Here is an 11,978-nt window from a genome sequence, read left to right on the forward strand (position 1 = left end):
GTTTGGTCTTCGACATTTGGCTACCGGACCGACTAGCCGACTCTTCGATGCTGGCGGCACTGGCCGTGAACATCGAAATCTTTAGCCGGTGGGCTTCCCTTTCGCTGCTTGCATTGGGAGTGCTCTCTGCCTTGTACAAGAGCTTTAACCTGTGGCAGTGGTACCAAGGAAATGCTGAAAGCTGTGACAGCTGCGGAGGCATTGTATCCGAGCGGAGTGGTCGCTACGGGCCGTACTATCATTGTCTTGCTTGCGGCAGGAACAGAAAAATTTACCGGTGAAATTCAGGATTAATATAAGTCGGAATAAGAGGAGGGGTTCTCTATGAATAATGCCAACAATGATGTGTCTGATAAAGTTAAAGCCGCTATTGAAAATTTGCGAAAGGCTTTGCGTGAACAGTTCGATTTTTTAGACGCTACTCCTGTATTAAGTGAAAGCGATATAGAAAAAGTTGTGGCAGAACGCAAACAGCTCGCTAAAATTCTGGATCTGGAAAAGAAGCTACTTGATATATGGGATGAAATTCGGCCTTACCCTGTACATTTTAAACGTGAGGACTGGCCTAAATATAGAAAATTTTCTATCGAAGAGCCATCTTCTCAGAAAAATGAAAAAGAGAAGAAAGAGGATTTGACCTTTACACTCTTTGGAAAAAACTATTCTCTGACCTCTGTTGAGAAGGATAGAGGGTTTATAGATTATAATGAAGAGAGCAGGTATCCATATGAGTTGATATTGCGTAATGCAGAAGGTGAACTTTTATTGGCTACCAAGATCTTTCGAGTACATGTTGAAGACGTGATGTTTTATACTACTGGCGGGCTAATAGGGTTTGTGCCCGGAGATTGGCTGGAAGATTATCTTTCTGAATATGAGAAAATGGTAGTACTAAAAGAAAAGTCCAAAAGAGACTTTTACGATAAAGTCAGGCAAAAGAAGTTGGAAGATATGAAACAAAACTTTGGCCTTGAATGATATTTAACGAAGTGGACTGCCTTATTTATCACGTTACACATTCATTCTGACGTGCTCTGAAAGGTCAGGTGGAATATCTGTCCTTTCCGGTAATAAATATCCGTTCCGGTCATGCTGACGGTCGCAGTGTGGTTACCGGTCATCGCTGACCTAATATGGCAGAATGACGTTTCTGGAACAGATACGCGGAAAACTAATATTTTTTCTTTCTTGCCTTCATTATTTTTCATGGTTGAGATTTCCATGTCTCCGATTGGCTCAAGGCCGTACCGGTTGACGTTTAAATCCTTGAAATCCGCAGGATGAATGGCGAATTTCACTTTCTGTCCCGTTTTCACTTTTTTGGTTATTGCCTTGATCACGGAGCCGTGCAGACACATATAGTACCGATCATGATATGGTTCAGTATCGAAGATATTGATCCAGGCATATTCATTGAAATATACATAGGTGCTCCAGCTGGTGGCACTCACTTCATAGAAAAGCTTTTGTTCATCGGTTGCATGCTTTTTCATAGTTTCGCCTCTTGATTAGTACACTGATTTGGCGAGTCGAAGTTTAGGAAATAGCACCAATGCGTGCCGTACACCGGCAGTGTTCAGGGAATACCACGATCCTGGCGGTAATATCGAAGGCCTGAAAATTGCGTGAAAGTTTGCTTTCGGTGGGAGTGGGGCCTTTCAGGATAGCCCCATTGCCTTCAGAATTCTGAGCGTTTCTGCCCGGAGATAGAGCTCATCGTCCTGCGTGATGACCCGTGCATGCATCGTACAGAGGCGAATCGGGTGGAGCCGCTGGAAAGACTCCCTAACCAGCTCAGGGCGCATGAAATAATGCTGAAATACTGTACTCCAGTTATCTGTTTTTGTGATGATCAGTACGTAGTCTGTAAAGTCGGCATAGGCGATCAGTGGCAAAGGCTGCTCTCCGTACTTCTGTGCCTTTTCATGCTTCTCTGCCCATCTTTCGCGGATATTTGGCGGGACCTGTGTCTTAATCCAGTTCTTCCCATATGCTTCAGTCATACGGGAAGCAATGAATGCCCTAACCTGTCTTTCGAACCGGAACAACTGGCCATGTGCATCATTGGTGCGTTGATAACCTTCTTCATCGTCATTGGCGTTACCGCTAGGGCTTTCGGTGCTATCCTGACCAAGACCGGCAAGCGTCAGGCTTTCCTCAAAAGCTTCCGGGGGAAAATCCGCGAGATCGCCGTTGAAGCCGCGCTCTACATAAAAATCGGAGCGCGCTATCGGATCTGTAAATATCCGCTCCGGCCATGTGATCTGATCTCTCCAGTCACCCAGCTCTATACGGAGCGCATTTGATACCGAATCACTGTATGACGGCGCGTTAGAGTGCAATGTATGGCCGAGAAGCTGTAGCTCTGTGAATGCGTTGACCGAGCGTAAGCTGTTATTGATATCTAGCCACGGGGAGCGCATTGCTTCCATAGCGCGTTGTGTTTGCTCGAAATGCTTATGCAGTTCCTGTGTTGCACGAAAGGCGCTGTTGTTCTCGATCTCTCGCAGGAAGCGTGTCGCTTCATTAAATTCGGGAAGACGGTACTGCGTTTCTAAACCTTTGAGCCACTGCCGGGTGCACGCTGTTTGTACTTCCAGGTTTTTAATCCATTGGGTCGCACGCTCAGCTTCCTTTCCGTAGTCACGTATCCAGTCGTGACTTTTCGCGATCTCTGCCGCTCGTTCTAATGCTTCGGAAGCAATGGTGGGTTTGTTTAGCTCCTCTAACATCCTGGCGATATTCGATTGTTGTGAGAAGGAGCGCATGACGTTCGTGGACTCCAGTTCTGCAAGCCGGTCTGCCAGCGGATTCCGGAGTTGGTCACTTAGGGCCTTTTGCCGTTCCAGTATCTCTTTGAGGTCTTTGCTGCTCATTACCGGTATCTTCACTAATTGGGTTTCATCATACTGACCGTACCTACAAACCGGTCACAATATCTCTATCGATGTTGCTGACAGACTACAAGATGCAAGAGTCTGGATCACCAGTTCTTTTTCGGTTCAAATTCGGACGCATCAAGTCTCCCATGTCATGAACCGGGAGCGCTTGCTGTTCATTGTGGTACTAAAAATGTGAGTTGAACTAACATAATGTGAGTAAAATTCACTGCATGTGGTATTCTTCTACGACTACCATGAGACTACAAAGTCTGAGGTTACGACGATGATTCGATGCCATCTTGCCCGCATGATGGGTGAGCATAAGATGCGCATAGCTGATGTTGCCAGAGCTACTGGTCTTAGTAGGGCCACAGTCACCTTGCTCTACAAAGAGACAGCACAGAAAGTGGATCTGGATGCAATTGAAAAGCTATGTCGGCTGTTCGAATGTCAGATAGGGGATCTGCTCGAACTGACAAAATAATAGACAGGGAACGTTATGAAGTTTAACGAAGACACCCGAGTAAAAATCCCGACCATCCTCCATCTGATGAGGCTGGGCTATCAGTATCTCTCGCTCAAGGGCCAGAGTTGGGATCTGGACACCAACATATTCCCTGAGCTGTTCTCATCAGCAATCACACGAATCAACCCCGGCATCGAGGTGGACGATGTTTCCCGGCTCCTGGAAGACGTCAAACTTCTGCTCGACAACGAAGACCTGGGGCGCGCCTTCTTTGAAAGGCTAAGCGACCGCTCCAACACCAAACTGATCGACTTCGAAAACTTCGACAACAACTGCTTCCATGTCGTTACCGAGCTGACCTGCCAGAATGGCGATGAAGAGTTTAGGCCAGACGTCACCCTGCTGATAAACGGCATGCCGCTGGTCTTTATTGAAGTGAAGAAGCCGAATAACCGTGAAGGCATATTGGCGGAGCGGGATCGCATCAACAAGCGCTTCCAGAACCCCAAGTTCAAGCGCTTTGCCAACATCACTCAGTTCATGATTTTCTCAAACAATATGGAGTATGACGACGGCGACCCAGAACCTGTTCAGGGCGCGTTCTACGCCAGCAGCTCCTATCACAAGCCGGTCTTCAATTACTTCCGTGAGGAGGAGATTCTGAACCTTACGGCGCTGCTCAAGCCGCTATCGGATGAAGGCGAGCTCAAGGTGTTGAAGGACAACAACCTGGAAGTCATTCGCAGTAATCCCGAATTCATAGTCAATAAAGACCCGAACCGGCCAACCAACCGTATTTGCACCTCCCTAGTCAACAGAGACCGGCTTGCGTTTATCCTGCGTTACGCGCTCGCCTATGTGTCAGAGACAGACGGGTTGCAAAAGCACATCATGCGCTACCCGCAGCTTTTCGCGACCAAGGCTATCGAAAGAAAGCTCGATGAAGGTGTTAAGAAGGGGATCATTTGGCACACCCAGGGCAGCGGCAAAACAGCGCTGACTTTCTACAACGTGCGCTTTCTAACTGACTACTTCCAGAAGCAACAGATCATTCCCAAGTTCTACTTCATTGTCGATCGACTGGACTTGCTGCAACAAGCTCAGAGGGAATTCACCGCTCGCGGCCTGACAGTGCACACAGTTAATTCCCGTGAAGCCTTTACCCGCGACATTAAGGCAACTCAGGCTATCCACAACCATTCCGGCAAGCCTGAAATCACGGTCGTGAACATCCAGAAGTTTAAGGACGACCCGGATGTCGTCTCAACCAGGGACTACGATGTTGCCATCCAGCGCGTGTACTTCCTGGATGAAGTCCACCGCAGCTACAACCCTAGGGGCAGCTTCCTGGCGAACTTGAGCCAATCGGATACCAATGCCATCAAAATTGGCCTCACGGGTACGCCGCTATTAGGCGACGATTACAACTCCCGAGTGCTATTCGGCGAATACATTCACAAATACTATTACAACGCTTCCATTGCTGATGGCTACACACTGCGCCTGATTCGGGAAGAGATTGCTACTAACTACCAAATGGCGCTGAAACAGGCTTTGGAGGAGGTAGAAGTTAGAATGGGGGACGTGGATCGGAAGCTTATCTATGCTCATCCGAGCTTCGTCGAACCCATGCTTGATTACATAATAACTGACTTTGAGAAAAGTCGGGGCGCTCTGAATGATGCCACAATCGGAGGCATGGTGATCTGCGACAGCGCAGATCAGGCTAAGCAGATGTTCGACATCTTTAATGGTGTATACGCACAGGCCTTCACTACACCATACGAGATCCACGATTCTGCCCAATCGTTGATTGCCACAGCCAAGCCAGACAGCTATGCGGCTAGGGCTAAGCATGGCAACAAGGTGAAGAGTGCGGCTCTGATCCTACATGATGTTGGCACCAAGGAAGAGCGTAAGGATTGGGTGGAAGACTTCAAAGCCGGGAAAATCGACTTCCTGTTCGTATTCAACATGCTGCTTACCGGGTTTGATGCCCCAAGGCTAAAGAAAATTTATCTGGGCCGAGTCATCCGCAAGCACAACCTGCTACAAGCCTTAACACGGGTAAACCGCACCTATAGGGACTTCCGTTACGGCTATGTGGTGGACTTTGCCGACATCCGCAAGGAGTTTGACGCGACCAACAAAGCCTATTTTGACGAGCTGCAATTAGAACTCGGCGATGAAATGGAGCACTACTCCAACCTGTTCAAATCCCAAGAGGAAATAAAGCAGGAAATCGAGCATATCAAGGATGTTCTATTCCGCTTCGACATCGAAAATGCCGAGGTATTCACCGACCAGATAAGCCAGATTCAGGAGAGGGAAACCATCCTGGCTCTGAAGAAAGCACTGGGCGATGCGAAAAGCCTCTACAACCTCATCCGCCTGCAAGGTGAGTACAGCATCCTAAATGAGCTGGACTTCGCAAAACTGAACATCCTCTATCGGGAAGCCTCTAACCACCTGGATCTGCTCAACCTCAAGGAAAGCATCGAACAAGGCACGGATACAGACAATTTACTGAATGTGGCCCTTGAGGATGTCATCTTTAAATTCATCAAGGTGGGCGAAGAAGAACTGGTACTGGCCGACAAACTGAAAAACACCTTACGCCAAACCCGCGAAGCCTTGGCCAATAATTTTGATCAGCAAGACCCCAAGTTCGTTACTCTAAAAGAGGAGCTGGAAAGGCTCTTCAAGAAAAAGAATCTCAGCGAAGTCACCCAGGATGAAATGGTGGCCAACATCGATGCGCTCAACAAGATCCACGAGCGCGTCAGAGAGCTGAATCGCGAGAACAACCAGCTTCGCCAAAAATACCATGGCGATACTAAATACACCCGCATTCACAAACGCCTGCAAGAACGTGGCGGCATCAGTGAGTCAGAGCGCAAGATCTTCGAAGCCCTTACCAGAGTAAAGCAGGACGCCGATGAGCAGGTACTGAACAACAGTCAGATACTGGACAACGAAAGCTACTTTGAACGCCAGATGATGCCTTTAGTGATCAGGCGCTTCAAGGGTGAGCAAAAAATACAACTCAACGCCGACGCCTCTCGCTATATCAATCGTCTGGTTGTCGGCGAATACCTGAAAGAATTTAGTACCGGAGCACGTACGTGGTAGAACTTGAATTTAGAGACAAAACCAAGGCGCTGATCGATAGTCTGAAGAACATCTGTGCCCACTATGGCTTGGGTAACGACGGTAATGAATTCAAAATCATCACCCAAACCTTTCTATACAAGTTCCTTAACGATAAATTCGCCTACGAGGCGAAGAAGATCGACGAGAAGGTCGCCAACTCCGAAAAGTGGGAAGAAGCCCTGGTCGCCATGAGCGAAGACGAGCTGGAAATGCTCCAGCTGCAAATGGGTGGTGATACCGCACGCTTGAAACCTCACCACTTTATTAGCTACCTGTTCAGCCAGCAGAACATACCGGACTTCGCCAAGCTGTTTGATGATACTCTGCGTGACATTGCACAAACCAACAATGACGTGTTTGCAGTCAAGACCGACGGTGGTGCTAAGGTAGTTCTATTTGACCGCATAAGCGAGTACATTGCCGACGAATCCAAACGCGATGCTTTCTGCCGTGCCATCATTAACAAACTGGTGGAATTCAGCTTCGAGCGTATTTTTACGCAGAAATTTGACTTCTATGCCACCATCTTTGAATACCTGATCAAGGACTACAACAGCAACTCCGGCGGCAAATACGCCGAGTACTACACACCCCATGCCGTGGCCCGCATTATGGCGGCTATTTTGGTTCCCACGGAGCAACAAGGCAAAGTCAAGAACGTTAGTTGCTACGACCCTTCCGCAGGTTCAGGCACCCTGCTAATGAACGTAGCCCATGCCATTGGTGAGAACCGTTGCAGCATCTACACCCAGGACATCTCGCAAAAGTCCTCAAACCTGCTGCGTCTTAACTTGATCCTGAATAACCTGGTGCACTCCATCCCCAATGTGATTCAGGGCAACACCGTGCTGCACCCCTATCACCGGGACGGCAAAGACCTGAAGCGTTTTGACTACATCGTCTCCAATCCGCCGTTCAAGATGGACTTCAGTGATTTCCGCGATGAACTGGACAGCAAAGAAAACAAAGAGCGTTTCTTTGCGGGCATCCCCAAGATCAAAGCCAAAGCCAAGGACAAGATGGAAATCTACCAGTTGTTTTTGCAACACATCATCCACTCACTAAAAAAAGGTGGCAAAGCGGCCGTGGTGGTGCCTACAGGCTTTATTACCGCGCAATCGGGCATTGACAAAGGCATTCGTAAGTACCTGGTAGAGCACAAGATGCTGGCAGGTGTCGTGTCCATGCCCTCCAATATTTTTGCTACTACCGGTACCAATGTCTCCATCCTGTTTATGGATGATAGCAACAAAGATAACGTGGTACTGATTGACGCCTCCAGCCTAGGCGAAAAAATCAGAGACGGTAAGAACCAGAAAACCGTGCTTAGCCAGGAAGAAGAGCTTCGCATTATCGATACCTTTAATGCAAAGAAGGCAATGGAAGACTTTTCCGTTGCGGTCAGCTATGACGAAATCGAAGCGAAGAACTATAGCCTAAGCGCGGGTCAGTATTTCGATCTAAAAATCGAATATGTCGATATTACCCCAGAGCAGTTTGCCGATAAGTTGCAACGCTTTACAACTAACCTGGATTGCCTGTTTAACCAATCACGTGATCTGGAAGTAGAGATTAAAAACCAGTTGGCGGGGTTGAGGTATGAGTAACTATCCCCTTTCTAACTTAAAAGGGAAGATCAGTATTAAGCATGGGTTCCCATTTAAGAGTGAATTCTTTTCGGATGAAAAGACTGACTATATTGTGCTGACGCCCGGAAACTTTTATGAAAAAGGTGGTTTCAAGAGGCAGGCAGGGAAAGAGAAATTTTATACTGGAGAAGTTCCGGAAGAATACCTACATGAAGCTGGTGACCTAATTGTTGCAATGACTGAGCAAGCAGCCGGTTTGTTGGGGAGTTGTGCCAGAGTTCCAGAATCAGGCATTTATTTGCACAATCAACGGTTGGGGCTAATCACTGCAGATTCGAAAAAGATACTGAAAGATTACGTATATCATCTGTTCAAGACTAAGACTGTACGAGAGCAGATTCGCCTCACTTCATCTGGCTCAAAAGTTAAGCACACTTCTCCTGAAAGGATATACGACGTAAAGGTTCCTCTCCCAACTGTTTCCGTACAACAGAAAATCGTTGATTTGCTTGATGCACTCGAAACAAAAATCGAACTCAACAACCGCATCAATGCCGAGTTGGAATCCATGGCCAAAACCCTTTACGACTACTGGTTTGTACAGTATGACTTCCCTGATGCCAATGGAAAACCATACAAAACTTCTGGCGGAAAAATGGTCTACAACCTAACCCTGAAGCGGGAAATACCTGCGGGTTGGAGTGACAAAACGCTGTCTGAAATAGCTAACATTACTATGGGGCAATCTCCAGAAGGGGGCTCCTATAACTATGAGAGTGTTGGAACTATTTTTTATCAAGGTTCCACAGACTTTGGCTGGCTATTTCCTACAACCCGACAATACACAACGGAACCAGGCCGCATGGCAAAGAAAGGTGATATTCTTTTGAGTGTTCGGGCACCTGTTGGTGATATGAATATTGCCAACACAGATTGCTGTATTGGACGCGGCTTAGCCGCATTAAACAGTAAGACTGGATCAGACGGGTTTCTATTTTATGTCATGAAATATTTTAAAAAGATTTTTGATCGTCGAAATTCTGAAGGTACAACGTTCGGCTCTATTACAAAAAATGATTTGCACTCACTGAAACTAGCATATCCAACACCAGATTTGCTAAATAAATATGATGAAGTAGTAACCAAGTACAATAAAATGATATTTGAGCGAAGTATTGAAAATCGAGAGCTTATAAAGCTCCGCGATTGGCTTCTTCCCATGCTAATGAACGGTCAGGTCACCGTGAAATAAGTAAGCTGTAATATAGTCCATAAGCTATATTTCGAAAGGAACTCGGTAATGATTAAATTGGTGAATTTTTATGAATAGTAAGGCTTATATCAACTTAGATGGCGCCATGAGGATTATTAAAAAATCAAATAATCCCCTTTCACCAATTTTTGAGGCTGTTACTAATTCATTAGAATCGATTTTCTATAGAAAAGAGAGTGATGATTCCTTTGAAGCCTTTGTCAATGTAAAATTTATTTATAAAACAAAGTTGGATGAATCTAAAGAGTTAGACTGCGTCATTGTAGAAGACAATGGAAGCGGATTTTATTCTGATAGTTATAACCGTTTCGTAGAATTTTTTGATAAAAGTAAAGGTTTTGGTAATAGAGGCAGTGGAAGACTTCAATATTTTCATAGATTTGGTTTAGTGAAAATATCAAGCTTCTTTTATGAGAATGAAGAATTCAAGCATAGATATATAGAATGCTATAAAGATAGCTTTATATCTAAAGAAATTTTAGAAGTTTCAAAAGAGCAAAAGTACTTTACATCGGTTGAGCTATGTTTGCCAATACTTACTGATCCTGACCGATCTGTTCTCGTTGAATCTAAATTCAAAAATGTTTTTGAATCATTTATACATCATTTCTTACTAAGAATTTATTTGGAGTCGAAGGAAGGTTTAGGTGCGCCTTCGATTACTTTAAGCTTCGTTGAAGATGGTCAAGAAATAAATAAAAAAGAAATAAATTCACAAAGCCTACCTGAACCAATAAAGGAGGGTGTAATTGATATTCCATATTGTAGTGTTGTTGCACCTGGAAGTGGGAAAACCAGAGTAAGATTTGAAGAGATAGAAGGTGAAAATGAACGATTGAACTGGGCTTGTTTTGAATTCAGTGATGCTGATCTTGATTTTAATAAGATTTATTTGTGCAGCAAGGATATACCAGTTAAGTCAATTGGAAATCACTTGTTCAATAAAAAAGATACATTTGACGGAAAAAGATATATATCCGTTTTCTATGGGGATCTATTTAATAAGCCTGAAAATGTTACCGATTCTGTAGATGAATTTACGTTCCCAAGTAAAAAAGAAATTAGATATCAAGCGGAAGGACTGTTTTTTGATTTTAGTACTCCGTTAATTATTGAAGACCTTTTGCTTGATAGAGTATCGGAAAAATTGAATAGTATATATGATTTTATTTCAGATATCATAGAATCATCACAAGCCAATGTACAAGGAATAGCTAAAGCACACGGGATACCATTTAATTTGATATCCAAGTCGGGCATTAGGGTCAGTGATAGTGAAAAAACTATCACTAGTAAATTATATGCTTGTCAGGCGAAAGAGTTAGCTGAGGTAGGGTATAAAGCTAAAAGAATATATGATGGGCTTGTCAGTATGAACCCCACATCCGACACCTATCAACATGATATTAAGGAAAAAGCGAAAGAGCTTTCAAAACTAGTAGATGACCAGAATAAAGAGGAACTTAGCAAATATGTAATAAGAAGAGAGATGGTAGTTAACATCCTGAAAAAGATTCTTGATGAGGACTTAGACTATCAAAAACAACCAGTTCAAGGACGGAAGAATAAAGATAAAGAAGGATTGATTCATGACTTGGTTTTTAAACGAAAATCCAAATCTACAAATTCAGTAAATGATCTATGGATTCTTAGTGAGGAATTTGTTCACTTCGAAGGATGTTCTGATATTCAGATAGACAAAATATCTGATGTTAATGGAGAAGCTCTATTAAGACCTGTTCCTCATGAGATTGTTGTAGAACTTGGCTTTAAGAAGACTGGTCGACCAGATATTTATCTAAACCCTGGTGAAGAAAAGTGTTTGATTGTTGAGTTTAAGGAGCCTGATACAGACTTATCTGATTATTTAAATCAAATGACAAAGTACTGTATCTTGATAGCTAACTACGGGGTTAAAAAAGTAACTTCATTCTATTGTTACTTGATAGGTGAGAATATAAGCCCATATGCGACGCTAGATTGGGATTACAAAAAGACTGTCAACGGGGATTGGATTCGGCCGAATGTCACTATCCCGACAATGGATGAAAATCGACACGCTATTGCAAATGCGCAGGTTGAGATAATAAAACTGTCCTCCATAGCAGAGCGAGCCCATAGGCGAAATTTAAGTTTTGCAGAGAAATTAGGTGTAACTGATTTACTCAAGGAATAAAATCTAATTAAAAAAATCAGTAATAGAAATACATAAAGCATCAGCTATTTGATAAATCTTTGTGAGCGTGATGTTTTTCTCCCCCCGCTCGATATGGCCCATATAGCTTCTATCGATATCAGCCAATGCAGCTAATGCCTCCTGTGAGAGGCCTTTTTCCTTCCTAAGTGCTCTTACACGCTGCCCGAAAGCAACCAACCGCTCATCACGCATGATAGTTCTACCCAAAAGGTAGAACTATCATCATTAGGTGGCTATAGTTCCACGGACTATAGCGCTCATTTTTGGTGGTTACTATGTCTGATGTGAGATTTGAGGATGATACCAACCTGGTAAACTCAATCGTAAGCGCCCTTAAATCAGCCCCTTTTTTCCAGCCACTAACCGCCCCACACTGATTCCATCGTCACCTACGCGAGGAATCCATCATGAACTCAAC

The 11,978-nt window shown here is 44.5% G+C and carries 9 protein-coding genes; 6 read left to right on the plus strand and 3 right to left on the minus strand.

Going from position 1 to position 11,978, the window contains the following annotated elements; genetic code table 11:
* Window positions 1-324: 324 nt before the first annotated feature.
* The gene (locus tag ABIE60_RS12670; protein WP_354469845.1) at window positions 325-978 is read left to right on the plus strand and encodes a hypothetical protein; all 654 of its coding nucleotides are present in this window, start codon (window positions 325-327) and stop codon (window positions 976-978) included.
* Between the two features lie 41 nt (window positions 979-1,019).
* On the opposite strand, the gene ABIE60_RS12675 is transcribed toward ABIE60_RS12670, so the two are convergent.
* Both ABIE60_RS12675 and ABIE60_RS12680 read right to left on the minus strand, forming a co-directional pair.
* Complete coding sequence (locus ABIE60_RS12675; protein WP_354469846.1) at window positions 1,020-1,493, minus strand: hypothetical protein; 474 nt, start codon at window positions 1,491-1,493, stop codon at window positions 1,020-1,022.
* Window positions 1,494-1,658: 165 nt separating this feature from the next.
* Window positions 1,659-2,876: a Swt1 family HEPN domain-containing protein gene (locus ABIE60_RS12680; RefSeq protein WP_354469848.1), complete on the minus strand. Its 1,218-nt coding sequence runs from the start codon at window positions 2,874-2,876 to the stop codon at window positions 1,659-1,661.
* Window positions 2,877-3,189: 313 nt separating this feature from the next.
* Here ABIE60_RS12680 and ABIE60_RS12685 point away from each other — a divergent pair, with 313 nt between their 5' ends.
* From ABIE60_RS12685 to ABIE60_RS12705, 5 genes are all read left to right on the plus strand, one after another.
* Window positions 3,190-3,366, plus strand: coding sequence for a helix-turn-helix domain-containing protein (locus ABIE60_RS12685; RefSeq protein ID WP_502914960.1), 177 nt, complete (start codon window positions 3,190-3,192; stop codon window positions 3,364-3,366).
* A gap of 15 nt (window positions 3,367-3,381) precedes the next feature.
* Window positions 3,382-6,480, plus strand: coding sequence for a type I restriction endonuclease subunit R (locus tag ABIE60_RS12690; protein ID WP_354469852.1), 3,099 nt, complete (start codon window positions 3,382-3,384; stop codon window positions 6,478-6,480).
* A complete protein-coding gene (locus ABIE60_RS12695; RefSeq protein ID WP_354469854.1) occupies window positions 6,474-8,108 on the plus strand; it encodes an HsdM family class I SAM-dependent methyltransferase in 1,635 nt (544 codons plus the stop codon). The genes ABIE60_RS12690 and ABIE60_RS12695 overlap by 7 nt, the downstream gene beginning before the upstream one ends.
* The gene (locus ABIE60_RS12700; RefSeq protein WP_354469856.1) at window positions 8,101-9,342 is read left to right on the plus strand and encodes a restriction endonuclease subunit S; all 1,242 of its coding nucleotides are present in this window, start codon (window positions 8,101-8,103) and stop codon (window positions 9,340-9,342) included. The genes ABIE60_RS12695 and ABIE60_RS12700 overlap by 8 nt, the downstream gene beginning before the upstream one ends.
* Window positions 9,343-9,412: 70 nt before the next feature.
* Window positions 9,413-11,539, plus strand: a complete 2,127-nt coding sequence (locus ABIE60_RS12705) for a hypothetical protein (RefSeq protein ID WP_354469858.1) — start codon at window positions 9,413-9,415, stop codon at window positions 11,537-11,539.
* A gap of 3 nt (window positions 11,540-11,542) precedes the next feature.
* Here the strand turns inward: ABIE60_RS12705 and ABIE60_RS12710 are convergent, their stop codons facing one another.
* Window positions 11,543-11,752 carry a helix-turn-helix domain-containing protein gene (locus ABIE60_RS12710; protein WP_354469860.1) on the minus strand — a complete coding sequence of 70 codons (210 nt, stop codon included), beginning with the start codon at window positions 11,750-11,752 and terminating at the stop codon, window positions 11,543-11,545.
* Between the last annotated feature and the right edge of the window lie 226 nt (window positions 11,753-11,978).

The organism is Marinobacterium sp. MBR-109, from assembly GCF_040547565.1.
Taxonomy (GTDB): Bacteria; Pseudomonadota; Gammaproteobacteria; order Pseudomonadales; family Balneatricaceae; genus Marinobacterium.